This window comes from Streptomyces sp. NPDC059452 (assembly GCF_042750035.1).
GTDB lineage: Bacteria > Actinomycetota > Actinomycetes > Streptomycetales > Streptomycetaceae > Streptomyces.
In genome coordinates, this window is record NZ_JBHYVE010000026.1 from 39,311 (window position 1) to 66,080 (window position 26,770).

General features: G+C 74.1%; 12 protein-coding genes and 1 pseudogene. 11 read left to right on the top strand and 2 right to left on the bottom strand.

Going from position 1 to position 26,770, the window contains the following annotated elements; translation table 11 throughout:
• Positions 1 to 103: 103 nt before the first annotated feature.
• The 11 genes and pseudogenes from ACFW9Z_RS28390 (at position 104) to ACFW9Z_RS28440 (ending at position 25,048) form a co-directional block, all read left to right on the top strand.
• Positions 104 to 10,549: a type I polyketide synthase gene (locus ACFW9Z_RS28390; protein WP_384645492.1), complete on the top strand. Its 10,446-nt coding sequence runs from the start codon at positions 104 to 106 to the stop codon at positions 10,547 to 10,549.
• Positions 10,550 to 10,679: 130 nt separating this feature from the next.
• Positions 10,680 to 13,889: pseudogene (locus tag ACFW9Z_RS28395) on the top strand (beta-ketoacyl synthase N-terminal-like domain-containing protein); the annotation flags it as partial.
• Positions 13,886 to 15,877 (top strand): HAD-IIIC family phosphatase, encoded by a 1,992-nt coding sequence (locus ACFW9Z_RS28400; protein ID WP_384645433.1) that lies wholly within the window; start codon positions 13,886 to 13,888, stop codon positions 15,875 to 15,877. The pseudogene ACFW9Z_RS28395 and the gene ACFW9Z_RS28400, both read left to right, overlap by 4 nt.
• A 184-nt stretch (positions 15,878 to 16,061) precedes the next feature.
• Positions 16,062 to 17,048 carry an LLM class flavin-dependent oxidoreductase gene (locus tag ACFW9Z_RS28405; protein ID WP_384645434.1) on the top strand — a complete coding sequence of 329 codons (987 nt, stop codon included), beginning with the start codon at positions 16,062 to 16,064 and terminating at the stop codon, positions 17,046 to 17,048.
• A 138-nt stretch (positions 17,049 to 17,186) separates the two neighbouring features.
• Positions 17,187 to 18,842 carry an ABC transporter substrate-binding protein gene (locus ACFW9Z_RS28410; RefSeq protein WP_384645435.1) on the top strand — a complete coding sequence of 552 codons (1,656 nt, stop codon included), beginning with the start codon at positions 17,187 to 17,189 and terminating at the stop codon, positions 18,840 to 18,842.
• Positions 18,827 to 19,828 carry an ABC transporter permease gene (locus ACFW9Z_RS28415; protein WP_384645436.1) on the top strand — a complete coding sequence of 334 codons (1,002 nt, stop codon included), beginning with the start codon at positions 18,827 to 18,829 and terminating at the stop codon, positions 19,826 to 19,828. The genes ACFW9Z_RS28410 and ACFW9Z_RS28415 overlap by 16 nt, the downstream gene beginning before the upstream one ends.
• 66 nt (positions 19,829 to 19,894) lie before the next feature.
• Positions 19,895 to 20,704 carry an ABC transporter permease gene (locus tag ACFW9Z_RS28420; RefSeq protein WP_384645437.1) on the top strand — a complete coding sequence of 270 codons (810 nt, stop codon included), beginning with the start codon at positions 19,895 to 19,897 and terminating at the stop codon, positions 20,702 to 20,704.
• Positions 20,701 to 22,398 carry a dipeptide ABC transporter ATP-binding protein gene (locus ACFW9Z_RS28425; protein ID WP_384645438.1) on the top strand — a complete coding sequence of 566 codons (1,698 nt, stop codon included), beginning with the start codon at positions 20,701 to 20,703 and terminating at the stop codon, positions 22,396 to 22,398. The genes ACFW9Z_RS28420 and ACFW9Z_RS28425 overlap by 4 nt, the downstream gene beginning before the upstream one ends.
• Positions 22,399 to 22,497: 99 nt before the next feature.
• Positions 22,498 to 23,685: a cytochrome P450 gene (locus ACFW9Z_RS28430; protein ID WP_384645439.1), complete on the top strand. Its 1,188-nt coding sequence runs from the start codon at positions 22,498 to 22,500 to the stop codon at positions 23,683 to 23,685.
• A 7-nt stretch (positions 23,686 to 23,692) separates the two neighbouring features.
• Entirely contained in the window at positions 23,693 to 23,899 is a 207-nt protein-coding gene (locus ACFW9Z_RS28435) for a ferredoxin (RefSeq protein WP_384645440.1), read from the top strand.
• A gap of 18 nt (positions 23,900 to 23,917) precedes the next feature.
• Entirely contained in the window at positions 23,918 to 25,048 is a 1,131-nt protein-coding gene (locus ACFW9Z_RS28440) for an acyltransferase family protein (RefSeq protein WP_384645441.1), read from the top strand.
• Positions 25,049 to 25,179: 131 nt separating this feature from the next.
• Here ACFW9Z_RS28440 and ACFW9Z_RS28445 read toward each other — a convergent pair whose 3' ends face one another.
• Together ACFW9Z_RS28445 and ACFW9Z_RS28450 are read right to left on the bottom strand one after the other, a co-directional pair.
• Positions 25,180 to 26,208 carry an aldo/keto reductase gene (locus ACFW9Z_RS28445; protein WP_384645442.1) on the bottom strand — a complete coding sequence of 343 codons (1,029 nt, stop codon included), beginning with the start codon at positions 26,206 to 26,208 and terminating at the stop codon, positions 25,180 to 25,182.
• An 11-nt stretch (positions 26,209 to 26,219) separates the two neighbouring features.
• Entirely contained in the window at positions 26,220 to 26,768 is a 549-nt protein-coding gene (locus ACFW9Z_RS28450) for a hypothetical protein (RefSeq protein ID WP_384645443.1), read from the bottom strand.
• Between the last annotated feature and the right edge of the window lie 2 nt (positions 26,769 to 26,770).

Consider the following 26,770-nt stretch of genomic DNA (forward strand, 5'->3'; position numbering starts at 1 on the left):
GGGCCGGGGCGGGCGCGCCCCACCGGGCACACACACGGAGAGCGGATCACCGATGGCGAACGAAGACAGGCTCCGGGACTATCTGCGCCGGACCACCAACGACCTGCTCCGCACCCGGGCGGAGCTCGAAGAGGCCAAGCAAGCGGCGCGCGAGCCCCTTGCCATCGTCAGCATGGCCTGCCGCTACCCGGGCGGTGTCACCTCACCGGAGGACCTCTGGCGGCTGGTGGCGGACCGGACCGACGCGATCACCCCCTTCCCGACGGACCGGGGCTGGCCGCTGGACCGGCTCGTCGACCCCGACCCCGCGAAGGAGGGCACCAGTTACGCGGGCGAGGGCGGCTTCCTCCACGACGCGGCCGACTTCGACCCCGGACTCTTCGGGATCAGCCCCCGCGAAGCGCTCACCATCGACCCGCAGCAGCGGCTTCTGCTGCGCGCCTCCTGGGAGCTGTTCGAACGGGCCGGTCTCGACCCGGCCTCCCTCTCGGGCCGGTCCATCGGCGTCTTCGCCGGAGTGATGTACGACGACTACGGCTCCCGCCACACCACCGCGCCCGAGGGCTTCGAGGGGTTCATCGGCACCGGCAGCGCCGGGTCCATCGCCTCGGGGCGGATCGCCTACACCTTCGGTCTCGAAGGGCCCGCCGTCACCGTCGACACGGCCTGCTCCTCCTCGCTGGTGGCCCTGCACTACGCGGCCCAGGCGGTGCGCGGGGGCGACTGCCGCATGGCGGTCGCGGGCGGCGCCACGGTGATGGCCACCCCGGCCACCTTCATCGAGTTCAGCCGGCAGCGCGGACTCTCCCCGGACGGCCGGTGCAAGGCGTACGCCGCATCGGCCGACGGCACCGGCTGGGCGGAGGGGGTCGGCCTCGTCCTCGTCGAGCGGCTCTCCGACGCCCTGGCGGCCGGGCACCGGGTGATCGCCGTGCTGCGCGGCAGCGCCGTCAACTCCGACGGGGCCAGCACCCAGCTCTCCGCCCCCAACGGCTCGGCGCAGCAGCGGGTCGTCCGCGCCGCCCTCCAGGACGCCGGGATCGGCCCGGGGGACGTGGACGCCGTCGAGGGCCACGGCACCGGCACCGGGCTCGGCGACCCCGTCGAGGCCGCTGCGCTCATCGAGACGTACGGCAGCGCCCGCACCGCGGACAATCCCGTCTGGCTCGGCTCGCTGAAGTCCAACATCGGGCACACGCAGGCCGCCGCCGGGATCGGCGGCGTGATCAAGATGGCGCTGGCCATCGAACACGGAGTGCTGCCCGCCAGCCTGCACATCGACGAGCCGTCACCGCACGTCGACTGGTCCGGCGGCCTGTCGCTGCTCACCGAGGAGCGCGCCTGGCCACGGACCGACCCCGACCGGCCGCGGCGCGCGGCGGTCTCCTCCTTCGGCATCAGCGGCACCAACGCCCATGTCATCATCGAGGCCGCTCCTGCCGTCCCGGCCGCCTCGGCCCTACCGGCCGCCTCGGCCCCTTCGGCTCCTCCGGCTGCCCTGGCCTCAGCGGCCTCACCAGCCGTCCCGGCTCCTCCGGCCGCCTCGGCCCCACCAGCAGCCTCGGCCGCCCCGGCCGCCCCCGCCCCGGAGGAGGCCCGCGACGGAGAGGCGCAGCCCCCCGTCCCGTACGTCTGGCTGCTCTCCGGCCGGACCGCCGCCGCACTCGACAGCCAGATCGAGCGGCTCCGCGCCCATCTCGCCGACCGTCCCGGGCTCGCCCCCGGCGACATCGCCCACACCCTGCGCACCGGGCGCGCCGCGCTGCCGCACCGGGCGGTCGTCGTCGGCACCGGACGTGCCGCCCTCGACCGGGAACTGGCCTCGGCCGCGGAGCGGCTGCCGTCCCCCGGTACCGCCTTCGGAGTGGCCGAGGGCGGTGGGCGCCCCGTCTTCGTCTTCCCCGGCCAGGGCTCCCAGTGGGCCGGGATGGCCCGCGAACTCCTCGCCGGATCAACGGTGTTCCGGGACGAGATGCACCGCTGCGCCCGTGCGCTGGCCCCGCACACCGACTGGGACCTCATCGACGCGGTGTCGGGCGACGACGACCGTGCCCTCGGCCGCGTCGACGTCGTCCAGCCCGCGCTGTTCGCGGTGATGGTCTCGCTCGCCGCGGTCTGGCGCTCCCTCGGGGTCGAACCCGCCGCCGTCGTCGGCCACTCGCAGGGCGAGATCGCCGCCGCCCATGTCGCCGGAGCCCTCACCCTCGACGATGCGGCGGCCCTGGTCGCCGGGCGGAGCAAGGCCCTGCTCGACCTGGCGGGGCAGGGGGCGATGGCCTCCGTGGAGCTGCCGCCCGAAGAGGCGCGAGCCCGCTTCCCCGGCTCCGGCGGGATCGGCGTCGCCGCCGTCAACGGGCCCAGGGCCACCGTGGTCTCGGGCACGGCCGACACGGTGGCCGCCTTCGTCGAGGACTGCCGGAAGGACGGGATCCGGGCCCGGCGGATCCCGGTCGACTACGCCTCGCACTCCCCGGCGGTGGAGAGCCTCCGCGCCACCCTGCTGGACCGCTTCGCGGCGCTGCGGCCCCGGCCCTCGTCCGTGCCCTTCCACTCCACCGTCACCACCGCCGAGACCGACACCACCGGCCTGGACGCGGCCTACTGGTACACCAACCTCAGGGAGCCGGTACGCCTCGCCGACACCGTGGCCGCCCTCGCCGGGGCGGGCCACACCCTCTTCGTCGAGATCAGCCCGCACCCGGTCCTCACCAACGCCCTGCGCGACACGTTCGAGACCCGCGGACTGCCCGCCCACGCCACCCCCACACTCAGCCGGGACCACGGCTCCCTCGCCGCCCTGCTCGCCTCCGCCGGTGACCTGTACGCCCACGGCGGCCGGGTCGACTGGTCGTCGGCCACCCGGGGCCGCACCGTGGACCTGCCCACGTACGCCTTCCAGGAGCGCCGGTTCTGGCTCGACACCCACCACGGCGGCGGCGTCCCCGCACCGCCCCCGGCGGCCGGACCGCACCCGCTGATCAGCGAGGTGCTGGAGCGTGCCGACGGCGGCGGGGTCCTCTTCAGCGGCGCCGTACCGGCGGGGGACGACCGGTGGAGCGGCCAGCACCGGCTGGGCGAACGACTGTTGCTGCCCGGCAGCGCGCTCACCGGACTCGCCCTCGCGGCCGGTGCCCGGCTCGGCCTCGGTCACCTGGAGGAGATCACCCTCCTCGCCCCGGTCACCGTCCCCGGCGGCGGAGCGCCGCTCGAACTGCAACTGGCGGCCGACGCCGATCCGGACGGCGCCTCGTTCACCGTGCACACCCGGGCCCCGGACGACCCCGGGGACGGCTGGCGGCTGCACGCCACCGGTCTGCTGCGCCGGGCCCCGGACCAGGACCCCGCCCCCGCCGCGCCACACCCCGCCGACGCCGATCCGCTGGACACCGACGCCGGTTACGCGACGCTGGCCGGGCACGGCGTCCACTACGGACCGCGCCTGCGCACGGTCGCCGCCGCACGGGCGGACGACACCGGGCTGTACGCCGAGATCACGGGCGGAGCCGACGGCGGCCACCACCTCGCCCCCGCCCTGCTCGACGGCCTGATCCAGGCCGTGCTGCTGGGCCGGGTCCTCACCGGGGGGCCGGACCGCGGCGACGACGTCACGGTGCCGTTCAGCTGGAGCGGGGTCAGGCAGTACGCGGACCTCCCCGCCCGGCTCCACGTCCACATCGCGGCCACGGCCCCCGACGCGTACACCCTGACCGCCGCCGACGAGGACGGCCGTACGGTCCTCACCGTCGCCGAACTACGGCTGCGCACGCTCGAAGCGGCCCCGGCCACCCCGGCGCCCGGGCAGCGGAAGGACCGCCCGGCCGCACTGCGGCTGCGCACCCTGCCCGCCGTCGGCGCCGCCGAGACCGAAGCCCCCGACGCCCTCGCCGCCCTGGACCCGGACGAGCGGGAGGAACGGCTGCGGGCGACCGTGGTCCGCGCCGTCGCCGCCATCCTCGGCTACGACTCGTCCGAGGAGATCCGCCCCGACCGCCCCTTCCGCGACCTCGGCCTCGACTCCATGACCGCGGTACGGCTGCGCGACCACCTCGCCACCGTCACCGGCCGCAAACTGCCCGCCACCGTGGTCTTCGACCACCCCTCGCCCCGGGCGCTCGCCGCGCACCTCGCCGGGCCCCCGGGCCCCCGGGCGGCCACCGGACCCCGCCCGGCCCCCGTCCCGCACGACGACGACCCGGTGGTGATCGTCTCGATGGGCTGCCGCTACCCGGGCGGCGTCAGCACCCCGGAACAGCTCTGGGAACTGCTGGAGCGCGGGGGCGAGGCCATCGGCCCCTTCCCCGAAGGGCGGGGCTGGGACCTGGACCGCCTCTTCCACGACGACCCCGACCACCCGGGCACCTCCTACGCCCGGCAGGGCGGATTCCTGCACGACGCCGCGGCGTTCGACGCGGAGTTCTTCGAGATGAGCCCGCGCGAGGCCACCGCCGCCGACCCCCAGCAGCGCCTGCTTCTCGAAACCTCCTGGGAGGTCTTCCAGCGCGCCGGGATCGACCCCGCGTCACTGCGCGGCTCGCGCACCGGCGTCTACGTCGGCCTGATCTACACCGAGTACGGCGCCCGGGCCCAGGCCGACCCCGGGGAACACGGGGGATACCTCGGCACCGGCAGTGCGGGCAGCGTCGCCTCCGGCCGTATCTCCTACAGCTTCGGCCTGGAGGGCCCGGCCGTCACCGTGGACACCGCCTGCTCCTCCTCCCTCGTCGCCCTGCACCTCGCCGCCCAGGGGCTGCGCGCGGGCGAATGCGACCTCGCACTCGTCGGGGGCGCCACCCTGATGGCCACCCCGTCCACGTTCGTCGAGTTCAGCCGCCAGCGCGGACTCTCCCCCGACGGCCGCTGCCGGGCGTTCGCCGACGAGGCCGACGGCACCGGCTTCAGCGAGGGCGTCGGGCTGCTCCTGGTGGAACGCCTCTCGGACGCCCGCCGCAACCAGCACCCGGTACTCGCCGTGCTCAAGGGCTCCGCCACCAACCAGGACGGAGCCAGCAACGGACTCACCGCCCCCAACGGCCCCGCCCAGGAACGCGTCATCCGGGCCGCCCTGGACAACGCGGGCCTGACCCCCGCCGACGTCGACGCGGTCGAGGCCCACGGCACCGGAACCACCCTCGGCGACCCGGTCGAGGCCCACGCCCTGCTGCACACCTACGGCGCCGACCGGGCCGGACAGCCACCCCTGTACCTGGGCTCGCTCAAGTCCAACATCGGCCACACCCAGGCCGCCGCCGGAGTCGGCGGCATCATCAAGATGGTGCAGGCCCTCGCCCACCGCATGCTGCCGCGCACCCTGCACGCCGACACCCCCTCCCGGCACGTCGACTGGGACCGGGGCGCGATCGCCCTGCTCACCGGCAACACCCCCTGGCCGCAGGGCGAACGGCCGAGACGCTTCGGCGTCTCCGCGTTCGGGATGAGCGGCACCAACGCCCATGTCGTCCTGGAGGAACCGCCCGCCGCCGACACCGCGCCGGTCCCCGCGCCGGAGCGCCCCGTCGCCCCCGTCGTCCTGGTCCTCTCCGCTGGATCGGCCGGATCGCTCGCCGGGGAGGCCGACCGGCTGTACGGCTACCTCCGCGACCACCCGGACACCGGCCTGGCCGACATCGCCGCCGAACTCGTCCACACCCGCGGCGTCTTCGCCCACCGGGCGGTCGTGGTGGCCGAGGACCGGCAGCAGGCGCTGGACGGGCTCCGGGCGGTCGCCGACGACGTGCCGTCCCCGTACGCCGTCACCGGCCACGCCACCGAACCTCGCACCCCGGTCTTCCTCTACCCCGGCCAGGGCGCGCAGTGGGACGGCATGGCGAGCGAACTCCTCGACACCTCACCGGTGTTCGCCGACCGGATCGAGGAGTGCGCCCGGCTGCTCGACCCGCTGACCGGGTGGTCGCTCCTCGACGTCCTGCGGGACGGGACCGGACCGCACCGGGTCGACGTCGTCCAGCCCGTGCTGTGGGCCACCATGACCGCGCTGACCGCCGTCTGGGAGTCCTTCGGGGTGCGCCCCGCCGCCGTCGTCGGCCACTCCCAGGGGGAGATCGCGGCCGCCCTCGCCGCGGGCGCGCTGACCCACGCCGAGTCCGCGGCCGTGGCGGCCCTGCGCAGCAAGGCGCTCACCGCGCTCGCCGGTACCGGCGCCATGCTCTCCGTCGCCGCGTCCGAGGAAGCGGTGCAGGCGGTACTGGAGAGAACCGGCGCGGCGGCGGGCGTCGCCGCCGTCAACGGCCCGGAATCGACCGTGGTCTCGGGGGGAACGGAGGCGGTCACCCGGGTCCGGGAGGTGTTCGAGGAGACCGGCGTACGGGTCCGGCTGATCGACGTCGACTACGCCTCCCACTCCGCGCACGTCGAGGCGCTGGAGGAGGAGCTGCGGGCCGTGCTCCCCGAACCGCTGCGGCTCACCGCCCCCACGGCGGAGATCTTCTCCACCGTCACCGGACGCCTCGTCGACCCCGGGGACCAGGCGTTCGGCACCCCCGGGTACTGGTACGAGAACCTGCGCCGGACCGTGCAACTGGCCCCGGCGGTCCGGGCGGCCGTCGAGGCGGGACACCGGGTCTTCATCGAGGTCAGCCCGCACCCGGTCGTCGGCGTCGGCGTCCAGGACGTCCTGGACGCCGACGGGCCCCGCCGCACCGCCGTACTCGGCACCCTCCGCAGGAACGAGGGCGGCACGGCCCGTGTGCTGCGCTCGGTGGCCGAGGCCTGGGTGAACGGCGTACGGATCGACTGGCGGTCGCACACCGGCGCCCGCCGGGCCGGACTGCCACCCCTGCCCACCTACGCGTTCGACCGGCGGCGGTACTGGCTCGACGCCGCGCCCGCCGCGCCCACCGGCATCCCGCTCCCGGGCACCCGTCAGGTCGCCCACCCGCTGCTGACCGGTGCGGTACGGGCCCCCGACGGCGACGGGGTCCAGCTCTTCGGACAGCTCTCGTCCACCGCCCCGCCCTGGCTGGCCGACCACACGGTGGACGGCACGGTGCTGGTACCCGGCGCCGTGCTCGCCGAACTCGCCCGGTACGCCGGCGAACTCGCCGGAGCGCCCCGCGTCGACGAACTCGTCCTGCAACAGCCCCTGGTGCTCACCGGCGAACCGGTCGAGATCCTGCTGACGGCCGGTCCCGCCGAAGCCGACGGACGGCGGCCGATCGCCCTGCACGCCCGCACCGCGGCCGACTCCGGCGGACCGCTCGGCGAGCCCTGGACCACCCATGCGCGGGGCACCCTCGCCCCCGCCACCGGCCATCACACCGCCGGGTCCTGGCCGCCCGCCGACGCCGAACCGCTCGACGTCACCGGCCTGTACGAGGAGCTCGCCCTCAAGGGGTACGGCTACGGCCCCGCCTTCCGGGGCGTACGGGAGGCCTGGCGCTCCCCGTCGGGGAACGAGGTGTACGCGGAGGTGTCGGCCGGCACCCCGCCCGAACCCGGCTTCGCGGTCCATCCGGCCGTCCTGGACGCGGCCCTGCACCTGGCCGCACACGCCGGGGACTTCCCCGACGACGGCCGGGTCCGGCTGCCGTTCGTCTGGCGCGGCTACGAGAGCCGCGGCACACTCCCGGCCACCGTCCGCGTACGGCTGACCCGGGACGGGACGGACGGCGTCTCGGTGACCCTGGCCGGTCCGCAGGGCGAACCGGTCGCCTCGATCGAGGCGGTCACCTTCCGCGCCACCGACCGCGACCCCGGTGAACTGCTCCACGAACTGCACTGGGAGACGAGCGGACTGGCGCTCCCCACGGACCCTGCTGCCGCTGCCGCTGCCGCTGCCGCTGCCGCTGCCGCTGCCGCTGCCGCTGTCCCCGCCACCGCCACGGCCACTGTCCCCGTCACCGCTGGATCCGAGGCTGTGGACGCGCCGGTCGCGCACCTGGCCGGGGCGGGCGGATCCCTGGCACTCGCCCCGCTCCTCGAAGCCCTCCACCGGGGTGAGGACGCGCCGGGAGCCCTGGTCATCGACGGGCCGGGAACGGAGGCTGGCTCCGGCCCCGGCTCCGGCTCCGGCTCCGGCGACGAGGCTCAACTGCTGCGGGAGGGGCTGCTGTCCGTCGCCCGCGTTCTGCGCGACGCCCTGGCCGAGCCCAGGCTGGCCTCGGTGCCGCTGCTCGTCCGCACTCGTGGTGCCGTCGGCGCGGTGCCCGGTGAACGGGCGGGCAGCCCGGTGGGCGCGGCGCTGTGGGGCCTGGTCCGCAGCATCCAGTCGGAGGAGCCGGGCCGGGTCTTCCTGCTCGACCTGCCGGAGTCGGCAGCCGACCCGGCGGCCGAACGCGCGGCGACCGCGCTCATCACCTCCGGCGGAGCCGGGACCGAACCCCAGCTCGCTCTCCGGGGCCAGGAACTGCTGGCCCCCAGGCTGCGCAGAGCCCCGGGGGACCTGCCTCCGCGCACCGGGAACTGGCGGCTGGCGCCCGGCGGCAGCGGGTCCGTGGACGATCTGGTGCACACCGCCGTCTCCGAGGAACCGCCGGGACCGCACGAGGTACGGATCGCCGTCCGCGCGGCCGGGCTGAACTTCCGTGACGCGATGCTCGCGCTCGGGATGTACCCGGGCGAAGCGGAGCTCGGCACCGAAGGCGCGGGTGTGGTCCTGGAGGTCGGGGACGCGGTCACCGGACTGCGGCCGGGGGACGCCGTCATGGGCCTGATCCCCGGAGGCATCGGACCGGTCGCGGTCACCGACCACCGGCTGCTGGTCCCGGTCCCGGAGGGCATCGGCTTCGCCCGGGCCGCCACGATCCCCGCGGTCTTCCTGACCGCCTACTACGCGCTGCGGGACCTCGCCGACGTACGGCCGGGGGAGTGGCTGCTGGTGCACTCCGCCGCAGGCGGGGTCGGCGGCGCCGCCCTCCAGCTCGCCCGGCACTGGGGCATCGAGGTGTTCGGTACGGCGGGACCCGCCAAATGGGACGCCGTACGGGCCGCGGGCCTGCCCGGCGCCCGCATCGCGAGCTCCCGGGACCTGTCGTTCGTGCAGGCCGTCCGCACGGCCACCGGGGGCCGGGGCGTGGACGTCGTCCTCAACTCGCTCGCCGGTCCCTTCACCGACGCCTCCCTCGAACTCCTCGCTCCGGGCGGGCGGTTCATCGAGATGGGCAAGACCGACGTCCGCAGCGTGTTCGCGGTCCGGGCCAGGTACGGCGTCGGCTACCGGGCGTTCGACCTGATGGACGCCGGACCCGACCGGATCCGGGAGATCCTCGGTGAGCTCGCCGGGCTGTTCCGGGCCGGAGTCCTCACCCCGCTGCGGGTCACCTCCTGGGACGTCGGCCGGGCGCCCGGGGCGCTGCGCCACCTCAGCCTCGCCCGGCACACCGGCAAGGTCGCGCTGCGGCTGCCCCGCCCCCTGGACCCGGAGGGCACCGTGCTCGTCACCGGAGCGGCCGGCGGGGTCGGCCGTCTCGTCGCCCGTCATCTGGTCACCCGGCACGGCGTCCGGCATCTCCTGCTGGCGGGCCGACGGGGCCCGGAGAGCGGGACCGTACGCCGCCTGGTGGCCGAACTCGCTGCCCTGGGCGCCGAGGTGACCGCCGTCGCCGCCGACGTGGCCGAGGCGGAACAGGTCGCCCGGCTGCTCGACGGAATCGACCCCGCCCATCCGCTGACCGGTGTCTTCCACGCGGCCGGAGTCCTCTCCGACGCGACCCTCGGCTCGCTCGATGCGGCCGGTCTCGACGCCGTACTACGGCCGAAGGCGGACGGTGCCCGGCACCTGGATCGGCTCACCCGCGACGCCGACCCGGCGGCCTTCGTCCTCTTCTCCTCCGCCGCCGGGGTCGTCGGCAGCCCGGGGCAGGGCGCCTACGCCGCGGCCAACGTCTACCTCGATGCCCTGGCCGCCGCACGGTCTGCCGACGGGTACGCGGCCACCTCGGTCGCCTGGGGCCTGTGGCAGTCCGACAGCGCCATGACCGGCGGCCTCCTGGACACGGACCGGGCGAGGATGACCCGCTCGGGGATGCTCCCCCTGCCCGCCGCCCAGAGCCTCGCCACACTCGACGCGGCGCTCGCATCGGGCGGCCCCGCCCTGTTCGCGGCCCGCCTGGACCTGGCGCGGCTGGCCCGCGGCGCCGACCCGGCACCGCCGTTGCGCTCCCTGGTCACCGCCCCGGCCGCCTCGCCCGCCGCCGGAACGGCCGAGGCCGGGGACGCCCCGCAGACCCTGGCGGACCGGGTCGCCGCGGCCGAACCCGCCCGGCGGCGCGAACTGGTCGCCGCGACCGTCATCAGCCATGTCGAGACCGTGCTCGGGCGCAGCGGGGGCGACGGCTCCGGGTACGACGGACGCAGCTTCAAGGAGCTCGGCTTCGACTCGCTGACCGCGGTGGAGCTGCGCAACCGGCTGGGCCGCGCCACCGGGCTGCGGCTGGGCGCCACCCTGGTGTTCGACCACCCCACCCCGGACGCGCTCGTCGGCCATCTGCTCAGCGAACTCGTACCGGAAGAGGCAGAACCCGATGTACCCGCCGGACCACCGGCGGACGCGGAGGAGCTGTTCCGGTTCATCGACTCCGAACTCCGACACTGAGAGGCACCCGACCCCCATGGCGGACGAGAAGAAACTCATTGAGTACCTGCGCTGGACGACCGGCGAACTCGCCCGGGTGAAGGCCGAGCTGGCGCTGGCCACCGGCCGGGACGGCGCGGCGCGGCGGCCGGACGCGGTCGCCGTGGTCTCCGCGGCCTGCCGCTTCCCCGGCGGCATCCGCTCGCCCGAGGACCTCTGGAGGACCGTGGCGGACGGCACCGACACCATCGGCCCGCCGCCCGGCGACCGGGGCTGGCCGGAGACGGCCGCCGGGTACGCCGCGGCCGGAGGCTTCCTCGACGACGCCGCGGGGTTCGACGCCGCGTTCTTCGGCATCGGCCCCAAGGAGGCCGCGGCGATGGACCCCCAGCACCGGCAGCTCCTGGAGCTGGCCTGGGAGGCCCTGGAGCGCGCCGGGATCGTCCCCGCGACGCTGCGCGGCAGCGCGACCGGTGTCTACGCGGGCGTCATCTACCAGGACTACGCCCCTCCGGCGGACGAGACCCCGCCCGGATACGAGGGGTACGTCATGACCGGCAACGCGTCCAGCATCGCCTCCGGGCGGCTCGCCTACACCCTGGGTCTCGAAGGCCCCGCGCTGACCGTGGACACCGCCTGCTCCTCCTCACTGGTCGCCCTGCACCTGGCGGCCGAGGCGCTGCGCGGCGGCGCGTGCGATCTCGCGCTGGCGGGCGGGGTCACGGTGATGGCCACACCCCGGGTGTTCACCGACTTCGCGGTGCAGGGCGGGCTCGCCGCCGACGGCCGGTGCAAGGCCTTCGCGAAGGGGGCGGACGGCACCGGGTTCGGCGAGGGGGCGGGGCTCCTCGTCCTGGAACGCCTGGCCGACGCCGAACGGCTGGGCCACCCCGTGCTGGCGCTGCTCGCCGGTTCGGCCGTCAACTCCGACGGGGCCAGCAACGGTCTGACGGCGCCGAGCGGCCCCGCCCAGGAGAAGGTGATCCGGGCGGCCCTGCGCAACGCCGGGCTGACCCCGGCGGACGTGGACCTGGTCGAGGCCCACGGCACCGGCACCGGCGACCCGATCGAGGCCGGTGCGGTGATCGGCGCCTACGGGGCGGACGACCGCCCGGCGCCGCTGCTGCTCGGTTCGGTCAAGTCGAACCTCGGACACACCCAGGCGGCGGCCGGGGTCGCCGGGGTCATCAAGGTACTGGAGGCGCTACGGCACCGAGTGCTGCCCGCCACCCTGCACGTCGGCGAACCGTCCCCGCTGGTGGACTGGGACGAGGAGCGAGTGGCGATCGCCACGACCGCCCGCCCCTGGCCGTCCGGGTCCGGAAGGCCGCGCCGCGCCGGGGTGTCCTCCTTCGGCATCAGCGGCACCAACGCCCATCTCCTCGTAGAGGAGTACGTCCAGGCCTCGCCCGGCCCGGAGAACACAGCCCCCGCCGGACCGGGCTCGGGCCCCACCGGCAGGGACGCCACGGAGGGCCCCGCCACCACGTCCGGCGGTACGGCGCCCGCCTCCACGTCCGGCACCGCGGACCCCGCCGCCACGTCCGGCGGTACGGTGCTCGCCTCCAGGTCCGGCCCCGGGGACTCCGTCCTCACGTCCGGCGGTACGGCGCCCGCCCCCGCGTCCGGCACCGCGGACCCCGCCCCCACGCCCCCCGTCGTGCTCTGGCCTGTCTCCGGGCGGTCTCCGCAGGCGGTGCGGGAGCAGGCCGGGCGGCTGGCCGTGCTGCTGCGTGAGCGGCCGGAGACCGATGTGGCGGCGGTGGCCAGGACCCTGGCCACCGGCCGTACCGCGTTCCGCCACCGGGCCGTCGCGGTCGGCACCGGCCCACGGGAGCTGCTCGGCGAACTGGACGCGCTCGCCGGTCCCTCCGCGCCCCTCGCCGAGGCCCGGCCCGTACCGGTGACGGCCTTCGTCTTCAGCGGCCAGGGCACCCAGCGCCCCGGCATGGGCGCCGGACTCGTACGGCACTTCCCGGTCTACGCCGACGCCTTCGCGGAGGCCTGCGCCGCCCTGGACCGGGCCCGCTCCGAGGCCCGCGCCGAGTACGCCCCGCCGCTGTCCGAACTCGTCCTGGCGGCGGCCGGGACCCCGGAGGCGGAGCTGCTGGGGCGCACCGAGTTCACCCAGCCCGCGCTGTTCGCCACCCAGCTCGCCCTGACCCGGCTCGCGGACTCCTTCGGCCTGCGGCCGGCCGCCGTGCTCGGCCATTCCGTCGGTGAGGTGACCGCCGCCCATGCCGTCGGGGCCCTGGGACTCCAGGACGCCGCCCGGCTCGTGGTGGCACGTGGCCGGGCCATGCAGGTCACCCCGCCGGGGGCGATGGTGTCGCTGCGGGTCCCCGAAGCCGAGGTGCGCGAGTCGCTGGCACCCTACGGAGACCTGCTGGCCGTCGCCGCCGTCAACGGCCCCCGGTCGACCGTGGTGTCCGGCGACCCGACGGCCGTACGGGCGCTCGCCGCCGCCTGGCGTGCCGAAGGGGCCCGGGTCAGACCCCTGCGGACCGCCCATGCCTTCCACTCACCGCACATGGACGCGGCCCTGCCGGAGATCGACCGGGCCGCCGCGGCGCTGACCTTCGCCGAGCCCGCGGTGCCGCTGATCTCCAATCTGACCGGCGGGCGGGCCGGGCGCGCCGCGCTCGCCGCGCCCGGTCACTGGTCCGCCCAGGTCCGGGGGACGGTGCGGTTCCGGGAAGGGGTGGGCGCCTTGCGGGAGCTGGGCGCCGATCTCTTCGTCGAGATCGGTCCCGACGCCACGGTCACCGCGATGACCGCGGACTGCCTCGGCGGCGACCCGGGGCGCCCCGTCGTACTGCCCCTGATCCGCCGGCCGGCGGACGAGGCCCACTCGGTGCTGCACGCCGTCGGCCAGGCGCACGCCCACGGGGCCGCGGTGGACTGGGACGCCCTGCTCGGACGCGGGCCGGCGGCACCGCCCCGGGACATCCCCGTCTACCCCTTCCAGCACACCCCCTACTGGCTGCCCAGAACCCCGGCCGCACGCGTCGGCCGGGAGCCCGCGGCGGCCGGTCCGCCGCCCGCCCCGGCCCAGGCCGGGGAGGCGGTGCCGTCCCTGGCCGCGCTGGAACCGCACGACCGGGTTCAGGCGGTGCTCGGCCACATCCTGGTCGTCGTGGACGAGGCGCTGGGCCATCCGCCGGGCACGACGGAGGCCGACACCGATCTCACCGAGGCCGGGATCACCTCGTTCGGGTCCCTGGAGATGGCCACCCGGCTCTCCGCCCGTACCGGGATCGACGTCCGCGCCACCGATGTCTTCGAGCACCGCACCGCCCGGGAACTTGCCCACCACCTGGGCCGGCTGCTCCCCGTCCGACAGCCGGAGGCCGTCCGATGACCACCCCCACCCCCCTGGCCACCCTGCGCCTGCTCCACCGCGAAGGCACCCTCGCCGCCCGCTTCGACGAGGTGGCGGCCCTGCTCTCCGCCCTCGGGCCGGACGACCTCGCGGCGGCCTCCCGGCTGCTGGCCCGCACCGATCTCGGCGAGGCCGCCGGGTACCACCCCGCGCTGCCGACAGTCAGTGTCGCGCTCACCGGCAACGGGACGCTGGAGGCCCTGCGCACCGCGCTCGTCGGAGAGCTCGCCCGCCACGGCTATCTGCCGGACGTGCGGCTCACCGACTTCGGTTCCTACGTCTTCGAGCTCGGTGACCCCGACTCCTCGCTGTACTCGCGCCCCGCCGACTTCACGGTCTGTGTGCTCGACCACGCCACGGTCTTCGACGAGGTGCCCGTCCCCTTCACCGCCGACGACGTCTCCCGGGTGCTGAGCGAGAAGACCGCACTCTGGCGTCGGCTGGCCGAGGGCTTCGCCGCGCGGGGCGGCGGCACGCTGGTGCTCAACACCGTGCCGCTGCCCCGCACCCGGCAGGTCCAGCTCCTCGACCACACCGCCCGCGCCCGCCTCGGAGTGCTCTGGCGCTCCGCCAACAGCGAGCTGCTCGCCCTCGGCACCGAGGGCGGCCCGGCCGTCACGGTCGACATCGACCCGCTCCTCACCACCGGCGCCGTGCTCACCGAGCCGAGGTTCGAGGTCTACGCGGGCGCCCACCTCGCCGACCCGCTGCTCGCGGCGTACGCCCGGGAGCTGGCCCACCTCGTCCGGGCCAGGACCGGCCGGGCCAAGAAGGTGCTGGCCCTGGACCTGGACGGCACGCTGTGGGGCGGGGTCCTCGGGGACGACGGGGTCGAGGGCATCGAGGTCGCGGACGGACGGCAGGGCGCCGCCTTCCATGCTTTCCAGGGGGTGGTCAGACAGCTCCAGTCCCAGGGCGTCCTGCTGGCGGCGGTGACCAAGAACGACCGCGCCACGGTCCTCGACGCACTGCGCGAGCATCCTGAACTGAGGCTGCGCGAGGAGCACTTCGTGGCCGTACTCGCCGACTGGCAGCCCAAACCCGGCCATCTGGGGAACCTGGCCCGGGCGTTGAACCTGGGGGAGGACTCCCTCGTCTTCGTCGACGACAACCCCGGCGAGTGCGCGGCGGTGAGCGCCCAGCTCCCGGACGTCACGGTGGTTCCGGTCGACGCCGATCCGGCGTTCCACACCGAACGGCTGCTGGCCGACGGATGGTTCACCAGCACCGGGGTCACCCAGGAGGACCGGGTGCGCACCCGCCTCTACCAGGAGGAGTCGGCACGCGCGGACTTCCTGGGTGCGGCGGGATCGGCGCGGGAGTTCCTCGCCGGGCTTGGCGTCCGGCTCGAACTAGCTCCCGTCTCCCCGGCGCAGATACCGAGGGTGGCCCAACTGACGCAACGTACCAACCAGTTCAACCTCACCACCGAACGGCTGACCGCCGACGAGGTGCGCGCGAGGGCGGCCGAGGCGGACCGGTCCGTGGTGGTGCTCTCCGCCGCCGACCGCTTCGGCTCCAACGGCATCGTGGGCGCCCTGTTCCTGCGGGCCAACGAGGAGGCCCACCCAGGCGATTCAGGCGACCCGGCCGGCCCAGGCGACCCGGTTGACCCTGGCGGCCCCGGCAGCCCCGGCAGCCCGGGCGGCCCCGGCGGCCCCGTGCTGGAGATCGAGAACTTCCTGCTGAGCTGCCGGGTGTTCGCCCGGGGCATCGAACAGGCCTCCCTCTCCGCGGTGCTCGGCCTGGCCCGGCGGGCCGGCTTCGCCGAGGTGCGCGGCACCTACCTCCCCACGCGCAAGAACGCCAAGGTCGCGGACCTCTATCCGCACTACGGCTTCGTCCCGAGGGAGGGCGCAGGCGCGGGCCGGTACGCGCTGGGCCTCGCCGGGGAAGAGGCGCTGCCCGGTGTCCCCGGGCATCTGGAGCTCGACGTGGCCGACAGTCTGCTGCCGAAGCGCCCATGACGCACTGACCGTAGACGCATGGACCATGTGACGCATGGACCATGCGACGCAGGGACCACAGGACGCATTGACAAGGCGAGGCATCCTCGCCTTAACTGATCGTGACACTAAAGTGAGGTCGCCTCAGGATGTGATCGGGGCGGCGCGGGCCACCGTACGGCCCCACCGACCCGAGGAGCGGGCCTTGACCCAGGAAATCGCGATCTCCGTGCACGACACGGCGCCGGTCTGGCGGGGCGACCGGGCGGGCGACGCGCTGCGCCGCAGCATCGATCTGGCCAAGGCCGTCGAGGACTTCGGCTACCGGCGCTACTGGGTGGCCGAGCACCACAACACGCCCGCGCTCGCCACCTCCAGCCCGGCCGTCCTCGCCGGACCGATCCTGGCGTCCACCCGGTCCCTGCGGGTCGGATCCGGTGCCGTCCTGCTGCCCAACCACTCCGCGTACGCGGTGGCCGAGCAGTTCGGCGTACTGGCCTCCCTCTACCCCGGCCGCGTCGACCTCGGACTCGGCCGGGCGACCGGTGGCTCGCCGGCCTCCGCCGCCCGTCTCGGCGACCCCCGCGGCACCGACTTCGACCAGCAACTCGCCGAACTGCGCGGGTACTTCAGCGGCGGACACGAAGGGGTCCGGGCCGTCCCCGAACCCGAGACCCCGCCCGCGCTCTGGCTGGTCGGCTCCAGTGTGAGCAGCGCCGTGTACGCGGCACGGCACGGACTGCCCTACGTGTACGCCCACGCCATCGTCGGCGGCGGAGCGCCCCAGGCGCTGGACGCCTACCGCAAGGCGTTCCGCCCCAGCGCCTCCCAGCAGCGGCCGCACGCCTCCGTCGCGGTGATAGCGGTGGTGTCCGAGAGCGACGAACGCGCCGCGCGCCTCGCCGAGTCCTTCGTGTACGGGCAGATCCTGATGCGCACCGTCGACCCCGGCTCCGTACTGCCGACGGAGGAGGAGACGGCCGCCCACCGCTTCACCGACCGGGAGGAGAACTTCCTGCGCTCCCGGATCGATCCGCAGTTCGTCGGATCGCCGGACCGGGTGGCGCCGCGGCTCGGCGCGTTCATCGAGGAGACCCGGCCCGACGAACTGTTCGTGCTGACCCAGGTGCCCGACCACGCGGCCCGGATCCGCTCCTACGAACACATCGCGAAGATCGTCGCCTCGGTCTGACCGGGAAGGTCCCCCGGCACCGCGCACCGCGCACCACGCACCGCGCAGGCGCTCGCAGACGCTTTCAGAGCGGGTTTAGAACCGCCGTGCACTGTGACGGCCGAACGTCACTGCGAAGCGAATGCGATGAGGACCAGGATGGACTCCGGTAGAAGACCGCGCACGAACAGGCCCGCCGCCCTGGTGGCAGGAGCCACCGCCGTACTGATGACCCTGCTGGCCGCCTGCTCGTCCGGTGGGGCCGGCGAGAAGGCCGCCGGCACCGCGCCGAAGGCGGGCGGGACCCTGCGGCTGGCCATCGAGAAGGAACCGGAGTGCCTGGACCCGCACCAGAGCCCGACCGCGTCGGCCCGGCTGCTGGCCCGCCCCCTGGTGGACTCCCTCGTCCACCAGGACGCCAAGGGCGCCTTCCAGCCCTGGCTGGCCAGCCGCTGGACCGTCTCGGCCGACCGCCTCACCTACACCTTCGAGCTCCGTGACGACGTCCGTTTCACCGACGGCACCGCCTTCGACGCGGCGGCCGTCGTCGCCAACCTCGAACACGTCGCCGACCCCGCCACCAAATCGCTGCTCGCCTCCAGCCTGATCTCCGCCTACGACTCCTCGCGCGCCGTCGCCCCCCACACCGTCGAGGTCAAGCTGAAGCGGCCCGACTCCGGCTTCCTCGGCGCCCTCGCCCTGCCCAACCTGGGAATCGAGGCGCCCGCCACGCTCAAGGGCTCCCCGGCCTCGCTCTGCCAGAAGATCATCGGCACCGGGCCCTTCCGCAGCGACACCGGCCTCGTCGCCCAGAAGGGCATCGAGTACACCAGGAACGCCGACTACGCCTGGGCCCCCAAGGGAGCGGCGCATCAGGGCAAGGCCCACCTCGACGGCATCGAGGTCAAGATCGTCCCCGACAACGCCTCCCGGTTCGGCGCCCTCAGCAGCTCGCAGGTCGACGCCGTCACCGGGCTCGCCCCCACCAGCCTGCGCGAGCTCAAGTCCACCAGCGGCTTCGCCCTGCACAAGTCCCAGTTCCCCGGCATCAACTACAGCTACTGGCCGAACACCGAGAGCGGACCGCTCGCCGACGTCCGGGTCCGCAAGGCGCTGCGGGCGGGAATCGACTGGCCGCAGATCGTCAAGCGCGTCCACTTCGGCGAGTACGAGGCCGCGGCCGGCGTCCTGTCCTCCCGCACCCCCGGCTACGCCGCCGAGCTCGCACCCGACTACGCCCACGACCCGGACGCCGCGGCGAAGCTGCTCGACGAGGCGGGCTGGAAGACCCGGGACGCCCAGGGGTACCGGACCAAGGACGGCAAGCGCCTGAAGGTGCGTCACCTGTGGTCCGACCCCTCCATCTCCAACCTCGCCGTGCAGATCCAGGCCGCGGCCAAGGAGCTGGGGATCGAGACGGTCGAGGAGAACGTCGACGGCGGCACCTTCGTCAAGAGACTGCTCGCCGGGGACTACGAACTCATCGACACCAGCTTCTCCGCACCCGGCCCCGACGTCCTGCGCGTCCTGTTCGGCAAGGAGAACATCCCCACCCCGGAACGCGGCATCAGCAACAACATGGCCCGCTACGACAACCCCGAGGCGGAGCGGCTGTTCGAGGCGGCCCAGCGGGCGAAGGACCGCGAGGAGGAGTTCGGGATCTACCAGGACGTACAGCGGCTGATCACCGAGGACGCCGCCGTACTGCCCGTCTACTCACCGCTCTCCTCCCTCGCGGCCCGTTCCGCGGTCCACGGTGTCGCGTTCAACGCCGACGGTTCCGCCGACCTGTACGGCGTATGGCTGACGTCCTGAACACCGAGCGGGCCCGGCCCGGCCCCCCTCAGGGCCGGGCCCGCTCGGGCCGGCTGCCCCGGCTCGTGCTCGTCCGCCTCGCCGGCTCGGCCGGAGTGCTCTGGGGCGCCGTCACCGCCACCTTCTTCCTCGTCCAGCTCATGCCGGGCAGCACCGCCGACGTACTGCTCGCCCGCTCCACCGTCACTCCGGAGATCCGTGCGGAGATCATCGCCCAGTACCGGCTCGACGACCCGCTGATCACGCAGTACGGCGCCTACCTCGGCCGGATCGTACGGGGCGACTTCGGCGACTCCTACGTACTGCGCCTCCCTGTCCGGGACGCCGTCGCCGCGCAGCTCCCCGACACCCTGCTGCTGATCCTGAGCACCCTGCTGGTGACCGCGGTCGCGGCGGTCGTCCTCGCGGTGATCAGCGCCAACCGGCGCACCTGGGTCCAGGCGCTGTTCGCGGCCGCCGAATCGCTGGTGGTGGCCCTGCCACCGTTCTGGCTCGGCCTGCTCCTGCTGACCGTCTTCTCCTTCAACCTCCACTGGTTCCCCACCGTCGGGGCCGACGGTGCGGCGGGACTCGTCCTGCCCACCGTGGCGCTGGCCGCCGCCCCTGCGGCCGTGGTCTCCCAGGTACTGCGCGAAGGACTGCTCAGAGCACTGGAGGAACCCTTCGTGACCACCGCCCGCGCCCGGGGCCTGGGCGAACTCGGCCTGCGGCTGCGCCATGTGCTGCGGCACGGTCTGCTCTCCGCGACCACACTGCTCGGCTGGATCGCCGGATCGTTGATCGGCGGTGCCGTCATCATCGAGATCGTCTTCTCCCGGCAGGGCGTCGGCCGGCTGGTGCTGTCCGCCGTGCAGAACAAGGACATGCCCGTGGTGATCGCCGTCGTCCTGCTCGCGGCGGTCGTGTTCGTCGTCGTCAACATCCTGGTCGACCTCCTCCAGTGGCTGATCGATCCACGGACCCGGGACACCGGGAGGGCCTCATGAGACACCGGACCCGGGACACCGGGAGGACGTCATGAGACACCGCACCCCGGACACCGGGAGGACGCCATGAGACGCCGTCCGTACGGCCTCTGGGCCGGGAGCGCGGTCCTTGCCGTCCTCGCGGTCATGGCCCTCGCCCCCGGCCTGTTCACCGCCACCGACCCCAACGCCGCCGACGTGGAGGCGATCCTGCGGGCCCCCGGCGGCTCCCACTGGCTCGGCACCGACCAGAACGGCCGCGACCTGTACGCCCGGATCGTCCACGGGGCCGGGCCCTCCCTGGCGATCGGCGCCGGGGCGACGGCGGCCGCACTGGTCGCGGGCACCCTGCTCGGCATCGCGGCGGCCCAGTCCGGCCGCGTCGTCGACCAGGTGCTCAGCCGACTGCTCGACGTACTGCTCTCGGTCCCCGGCCTGCTGCTCGTCTTCCTGGTGGTGGCGGTCCTCGGCCCCGGCAGCGGCACCGCCACCGTCGGACTCGCCGTGGTCTCGCTGCCCGGCTTCGCCCGGATGGCCCGCGCGGAGGTGATCGCGCTGCGCGGCCACCCCTACGTCGAGGCCGCGCACGGCTTCGGCTGGTCCCGCCCCCAGGTCGTCGCCCGGCACGTACTGCCCAACGCGCTGGGACCGGTACTGGCCCTGGCCACCGTCTCGCTGGGATCGATGATCGTGGCGAGCTCCAGCCTCAGCTTCGTCGGCCTCGGCCCCCAGCTGCCGACCGCCGAATGGGGCGCGATGCTGGCCGGCAGCCGGGAGTTCCTCGCGTTCGCCTGGTGGCCGGCCGCCTTCCCCGGCGCCGCCATCACCGCGGCCGTGCTCGCCGTCACCGTCGTCGGCCGGCATCTCCAGCGCAGCGTCGACCGGAGGCAGCGATGACCGGCCCCACCCCCCGTACCGGAAAGACCGCACACCCCGGCACCCCGGCGCCGACCGGCACCGGCCGGTCCGGCGAACCGCTCGTCCGGGTCGAAGGACTCACCGTCTCCTTCGGCACCGGCAGCCACCGCACCCGGCCCGTACGCGGTGTCTCGTTCACCGTGCCGCGCGGCCGGATCGTCGCCATCGTCGGGGAGTCCGGCTCGGGCAAGAGCCTCACCGCGCGCAGCCTCGTCGGCCTCGCGGGCGACGGCGCCGACGTGGCGGCCACCACCCTGCGCTTCGACGGAACCGACCTGGACCGGCTGCGCCCGAACGGCTGGCGGGCCCTGCGCGGACGGCGCATCGGGCTGGTCCTCCAGGACGCCCTGGGCTCCCTCGACCCGCTCCGCCGTATCGGGGACGAGGTCGCCGAACCCCTGCGCGAACACCGCACCGTGCCGCCCGCGCGACGGGAGGCCGAAGTGCTCCGGCTGCTCGCCGAATGCGGCGTACCCGAACCGTCCCTCCGGGCCAGGCAGTACGCGCACGAGCTGTCCGGCGGACTGCGGCAGCGGGCCCTCATCGCCTCCGCGCTCGCCGCCGGTCCCGACCTGCTGATCGCCGACGAACCGACGACCGCCCTCGACGCCACCGTGCAGCGTCAGGTCCTCGAACTCCTGCGGGAACGCGCGTCGGCGGGCACCGGAGTCCTGCTCATCAGCCACGACCTGGGCGCCGTGGCCGAGTTCGCCGACGACATCCATGTGATGCGCGACGGACGGTTCGTCGAGCAGGGCCCCGCGGCGGACGTCCTGGAGAACCCCACGCACCCCTACACCAAGACCCTCGTCGCCGCCGTCCCCGGCGGCGGCGGGCGCACCGGCGGGCCCGCCGACGACGCCCGTACGGTCCTGCGGGCCGAGCGGCTGGCCAAACGCTACCGGCTGCCGGGACGCGCCGTCCTGACCGCGGTGGAGAACGTCTCCCTCACGGTCCGGGCGGGCGAGACCCTGGGCATCGTCGGGGAGTCGGGCTCGGGCAAGACCACCGTGGGACGGATGCTCATGGGACTCGTGGCCCCCGACGAGGGACGGGTGGAGCTGGACGGGGCGAACTGGGCGGACCTGCGCGGCCCCGCGCGCCGCGCCGCCCGGCGCCGCGTCCAGATGGTCTACCAGCATCCGCTGGGATCGTTCGATCCGCGCTACACCGCACGGCAGTTGCTCGAAGAGCCCCTGCGAGCGGTCCGCGTCCCGCGCGGGGAACGCGAACAACGCCTCACCGCCCTCCTGGGCCACGTGGGCCTCTCCACCGAGGTGCTCGCGCGGCGCGCCCGCGACCTCTCGGGCGGCCAGCGCCAGCGTCTGGCCATCGCCCGCGCGCTCGCCCCCGGCCCCGACGTCATCGTCTGCGACGAACCCGTCTCCGCCCTGGACGCGGCCGTCCAGGCCCAGGTGCTCGACGTCCTGGTCGAGGTCCAGGAGCGGCTGGGCGTCGCCTATGTGTTCATCTCCCACGACCTCGGGGTCGTCCGCGGGCTCAGCCACCGGGTCCTCGTCATGAAGGACGGCCGCCTGCTGGAGTCCGGCAGCGCCGAGCAGATCTTCGACGCCCCCGAACACCCCTACACCCGGGAGCTCCTGAACGCCGTGCCCCGTATGCGTGCCACCGGAACGGAAGCCGGTTCAAAAGCGCCTCTGAAGCGCCTCTGAACCGGCCTTGCCGGTCTTTTCACCGCTCCCTAACGTCGAGCTGACGCACCGAGTTCACTCCCTTTCGTTTCCCACGACGAACGAAGGAAGAAAACCGCCATGACCGCAGCGCCGCCCTATCCCCAGAAGCGCACCTGCCCTTATCAGCCGCCCCCCGGATACCGGGAGATAGGCGAGCAGGGGCCCGTTCTCAAAGTCACCCTCTTCGACGGCCGGGAAGCCTGGATGGTCACCGGGTACAAGGAATCCCGGGAAATCCTCACCCATCCGAATCTCTCGTCGCTGCGTACCCACCCGGATTTCCCCATCGTGGCCCCGAGATTCCGCTCGCAGATCGCCCGCAGCCTCGCCCTGATCGCCATGGACCCACCCGTCCACGACACCTACCGGCGTTACCTCAACCCGCACTTCAGCCTCAAGCAGGTACGCGCCATGCGCCCCGAGCTGGAGAAGCTGGTCTCCGGGTACGTGGACACGATCATCGACCACGGCCCGCCGGCCGACCTCGTACCGCTGCTGGCCGTGCCCCTGCCCTCGCTGGTCATCTGCCGCCACCTCGGGGTGCCCTACGAGGACCACGACTTCTTCCAGGACGCCAGTGGCAAGGTCATGCTGGGGACCGAGGAGGAGTCGGCGACCGCGGCCCAGGAACTCGTCGACTACATCGACGCCCTGGTCACCGAGCAGATCAGGACCCCGTCCGACGGGCTGCTCGGACAGCTCGTCCGGGAGCGGGTCGTCCCCGGTGACCTCGGCCACGACGAGCTGGTCTCCATCGCCCTGGTCCTCCTCATCGCCGCCCACGAGACCACCTCGTCCTCATTGGCGCTCGGCGTCATCACCCTGCTCGAACACCCCGACCAGCTCGCCCTGCTCCAGCAGGACCCGGACCGGCTGCCGGGCGCCGTCGAGGAGCTTCTGCGCTACATCGCCACCACCGATCTGGTCGCCACCCGGATCGCCAAGGGCGACATCGAGATCGCCGGCCACCTCATCCGCGCGGGGGAGGGCGTCCTGGTCTCCGGGACGCTCGCCAACCGGGACCAGGGCGTGCACCGGGCCCCCGACACGTTCGACATCCTGCGCGAGGACACCCACCACGTGACCTTCGGCTTCGGGATCCACCAGTGCCTCGGCCAGAACCTCGCCCGGCTCGAACTGGAAGTCGCCTTCAGGGAGCTCTTCTCCCGCCTCCCGGACCTTCGCCTGGCCACCCCCGTCGGCGAACTGCCCATCCTCGGCGCGGGCACCGTCCAGCGGGTGCTCTCCCTGCCGGTGGAGTGGTGAGACCGCCGTGCACATCAGTGCCGACCGGGAGTCCTGCATAAGCGGCGGCCGCTGCATGGCCACCACCTCGGAGGTGTTCGACCAGGACGACGAAGGACTGGTCGTGGTCCGCACCCCCGTACCGGCCCCCGACCAGGAGGCGCGCGCCCGCAAGGCCGCTTACCTCTGCCCGGCCGGGGTCATCCGTATCACCGAAGACCCCTCACAGGGCTGATCCAGGAGCACAGCACCCATGTCGAGTCCGTCCGGCAGAACCGTCCGGCTGCCGTCCCTGACCGGAATGCGGTTCCTCGCCGCCTTCCTGGTCTTCCTCTGCCATTCCTTCGTGCTCGGCTACTACGACCGAGCCACCGAGTCGGCCCTGCGCCCGTACGCCTTCGCGATCGGCTGGCTGGGAGTGGAGTTCTTCTTCGTCCTCAGCGCCTTCGTCCTGGCCTGGTCCGCGCGTGAGAGCGACACAGCCGGGCGCTTCCTGCGCCGCCGCGTGGCGAAGGTCTTCCCCAACCACCTCGTGATGTGGGTGGTGGCGGTGCTGCTGGCCCTCTGGGCGGGCTGGGCGGTGGACCTGCCCAAGGCGCTCCCGAGCCTGCTGCTCGTGCACACCTGGTACCCCGAACTCGACGTGATCGTCTCCGTCAACGTCGTGACCTGGTCGCTCGCCTGCGACCTCTTCTTCTACCTGATGTTCCCGCTGCTCCACCCGCTGGTCCGGAGGATCCCGGTCCGCCGGCTGTGGTGGGTGGCCGCGGCGATCGCCGCCACCGTGATGGTCCTGCCCGCGATCGCCTACGCGGGGCTGCCCGGCACCCCGCCGCTGCCGGGGCAGGACATGTCCCTGACCCAGAACTGGTTCCTGGTCTCCTTCCCGCCGGTCAGGCTGCTCGACTTCCTGCTCGGCGTCGTCATGGCGCGCATCGTGCTGACCGGGGGCTGGATCAGGTTCGGGCCCGTGCCCGCCTTCGCCCTGCTGGCAGTCGGCTTCCTGTTCCAGGTGTCGTTCTTCCCCGGCGTGTACAGCCTGACCGCGCTGATCGTGGTGCCGATCGCCCTGCTCATACCCGCCGTGGCGACCGCCGACGTCCGGGGTGCCTTCACCCCCTTCCGCAGCCGCGCACTCCAGTGGCTCGGTACGGTCTCCTACGCCTCCTACCTCGTCCACTTCGTGATCCTCGTCCACGCCCACGCCCTGCTCGGCGGCCGCACCTGGGGAATCGTCCCCGCCACGGGGATCCTCGCCGCGCTCTTCGCCCTGACCACGCTCGCCTCCTGGGCGCTGTACCGGCTGGTGGAGGAGCCAGCCATGCGGCGCTGGGGCACCGGGGGCGACGACCCCGTACGCAAACCGTCGCTGGAGAACGCGTGAGCGGACCCGGACGCCGGAGCACGGCGTACGGAACGTCCGGCGGGCCGTGTGCCGGGTGAGCGGAACAACGGACCGGGGCCGCTCCCACCACATCGGTGGGAGCGGCCCCGGTCCGTTCTTCCGTGTGCTGGTCAGCGGTCCAGATAGCTCATGCTCTGCGCGTTCCAGCGGTCCCCCCGGACCTGGTCCGCGGGGACCGCGGCGGCGATCCGGTCGAGCTGGCCCCGGGTCAGCGGGACATGGACGGCGGAGGCGTTCTCGGCCAGCCTGGCCGGGCTCCTGGTGCCCGGGATGGGGAAGACGTCGGGCCCCTGGTGATGCAGCCAGGCGAGGGCGGCCGCCCCCGCCGTCAGCCCCAGAGCGGCGGCGGTCCCGGCCAGCCGGTCGGCCAGCGGCAGGTTGGCCGCCAGGTTCTCCGGCTGGAACCTGGGCAGGCCGAACCGCCGGAAGTCGCCTTCGCCGAACTGCTCCGCCGACCTGACCCGGCCGGTGAGGAAGCCGCGCCCGAGCGGGGCGTACGGGACGACGGCTATGCCCAGCTCCCGGCAGACGCCCACCGTCTCGCGCTCGATGTCCCGCGACCACAGGGACCACTCGGTCTGCAGGGCCGTCACCGGGGCGACGGCGTGCGCCCGTCTGAGGGTGGCGGGCGCCGCCTCGCTCAGCCCGTAACCGCGGATCTTGCCCGCGGCCACCAGCTCGCCGAGCGCGCCCGCGGTCTCTTCCACGGGCACCTCGGCGCTGATCCTGGTGAGCGTGAACAGGTCGATGTGGTCCACTCCGAGCCGACTCAGCGAGGCCTCGCAGGCCTGGACGACATAGCCGGCGTCCGCCCGGATGCCGGTGCCGACGCCCGGCCCGGGGCGCACCACGCCGAACTTGGTGGAGATCACCGCCTCGTCCCGGCGCCCCGCCACCGCGCGGCCGACGAGTTCCTCGTTCGCGCCGTGGCCGTAGACATCGGCGGTGTCCAGTAGGGTCACACCGAGATCGAGTGCCGTGCGTACGGTCCGGACGGCCTCGGCGGGGTCCACCGGGCCGTAGAACTCCGACATGCCGAGACAGCCGAGCCCCTGCCGTCCCGCGACGAGGGGGCCGAGCGGAGCTGCGGGCACCGGCGCGGGGCGGCCCGGCCGGTCCGTGGTGCGGGTGCTGGTCATGGCCGGTGCCGTCACTTCCGGTAGAGCACGATGGCGGACTCGTAGGCCGTGTGCGACTCCTTGACCAGCGGCCTGAACTGCCGGTAGCCGATGGCGCCGCGCAGCGGTCCGGCGACCACGACGGCGGGGAAGGAGGCGAACTCGCCCGCGGTGAGCCGGGCGTCGTCGACCAGGCCCCCGGCCCGGATCACATGGCCGTCGTCCAGGGTGATCTCCTCGCCGAAGTAGGCGATGAAGTGGTCGTCGCCCGGATTCCGGTAGAGCATCCGTCCGGCGCCTTTGGTACGCCCGATCCGGCTGCCGTCCGCGTCGAAGATCTCCAGTTCGACGGTGGCGAAGTCCTTCTCGGTGGGGCTGGTGCCGGTGGGGTCGGGGTTGTTCGACGTGTAGGACACCACCTTCTCCGTCAGATCGCGCAGGACCAGGGAGCGGCCCGGCCGCTTGAGCGCGCCGACCCGGTCGGAGACGGTACTGGGCGGCGCCGCGATCAGCGGCAGCAGCCGCGAGCGGACCGCGTCGGACAGCGGTGACAGCCGGTCGGACAGAACTTGCAACACCACGA

Excerpts from the sequence above, each read along its gene's own strand:
- ACFW9Z_RS28400 (WP_384645433.1), top strand. The coding sequence starts at position 13,886 with ATGACCACCCCCACCCCCCTGGCCACCCTGCGCCTGCTCCACCGCGAA.
- ACFW9Z_RS28410 (WP_384645435.1), top strand. The coding sequence starts at position 17,187 with ATGGACTCCGGTAGAAGACCGCGCACGAACAGGCCCGCCGCCCTGGTG.
- ACFW9Z_RS28415 (WP_384645436.1), top strand. The coding sequence starts at position 18,827 with ATGGCTGACGTCCTGAACACCGAGCGGGCCCGGCCCGGCCCCCCTCAG.
- ACFW9Z_RS28420 (WP_384645437.1), top strand. The coding sequence starts at position 19,895 with ATGAGACGCCGTCCGTACGGCCTCTGGGCCGGGAGCGCGGTCCTTGCC.
- ACFW9Z_RS28425 (WP_384645438.1), top strand. The coding sequence starts at position 20,701 with ATGACCGGCCCCACCCCCCGTACCGGAAAGACCGCACACCCCGGCACC.
- ACFW9Z_RS28430 (WP_384645439.1), top strand. The coding sequence starts at position 22,498 with ATGACCGCAGCGCCGCCCTATCCCCAGAAGCGCACCTGCCCTTATCAG.
- ACFW9Z_RS28440 (WP_384645441.1), top strand. The coding sequence starts at position 23,918 with ATGTCGAGTCCGTCCGGCAGAACCGTCCGGCTGCCGTCCCTGACCGGA.
- ACFW9Z_RS28445 (WP_384645442.1), bottom strand. The coding sequence starts at position 26,208 with ATGACCAGCACCCGCACCACGGACCGGCCGGGCCGCCCCGCGCCGGTG.